This window comes from Frankia canadensis, from assembly GCF_900197875.1.
Taxonomy (GTDB): Bacteria; Actinomycetota; Actinomycetes; order Frankiales; family Frankiaceae; genus Frankia; species Frankia canadensis.
The window spans coordinates 1-644 of the sequence record NZ_FZMO01000506.1 but is presented as its reverse complement, the minus strand read 5'-3'; the positions used below and the strand labels follow the sequence as shown (position 1 = coordinate 644).

Annotated in this window: 2 protein-coding genes; both read left to right on the top strand. The window is 73.6% G+C overall.

The features are described from left to right. Positions 1 to 413: IS607 family transposase (locus C1A33_RS26955; protein WP_101834441.1), on the top strand; the 413-nt coding region annotated here is incomplete at its 5' end. Continuing rightward, positions 410 to 644 (top strand): helix-turn-helix domain-containing protein (locus C1A33_RS26950; protein ID WP_165818607.1); only part of this gene is annotated, 235 nt, incomplete at its 3' end. The genes C1A33_RS26955 and C1A33_RS26950, both read left to right, overlap by 4 nt.

The following is a 644-nucleotide window of genomic DNA, read 5'->3' as shown; positions in this document are numbered from 1 at the left end:
ACGCCCGGGTGTCGTCCGCTGACCAGAAGGCCGACCTGGACCGGCAGGTCGCCCGTGTCGCCACCTGGTGCGGCGAGCGGAGCCTGCCGGTCGGCAGGGTTGTGACCGAGGTCGGCTCCGCGTTGAACGGCGACCGCCGGGAGTTGTCCGCGTTGTTGGGCGACCCGGGGGTGAGCACGATCGTCGTGGAGCACCGCGGCCGGTTCGCCCGGTTCGGCGCCGAGTACGTCGAGGCCGTGTTGGCCGCGCACGGCCGGCGTCTGCTGGTCGTCGACCCGGTCGAGGTCGACGATGACCTGGTCGGGGACATGACGGAGATCCTCACGTCGCTGTGCGCCCGGTTGTACGGCCACCAGACCGCCGCGGATCGTGCCCGCCGGGCGGTCGCCGCCGCCACCGAGGACGCCGGGTGACGACGCTGCAGGCCTATCGGTTCGCGCTCGACCCGAACGACGCCCAGGCCGTGAACCTGTCCCGGCACGCCGGGGCGGCCCGGTTCGCCTACAACTGGGGTGTGGCCCGGGTGAAAGCCGCGCTCGCCCAGCGCGACGCCGAGACGTCCTACGGCCAGGGCGGCGACCAGCTCACCCCGGTGCCGTGGACGCTGCCCGCGCTGCGGCTGGCGTGGAACACGGCCAAGCATG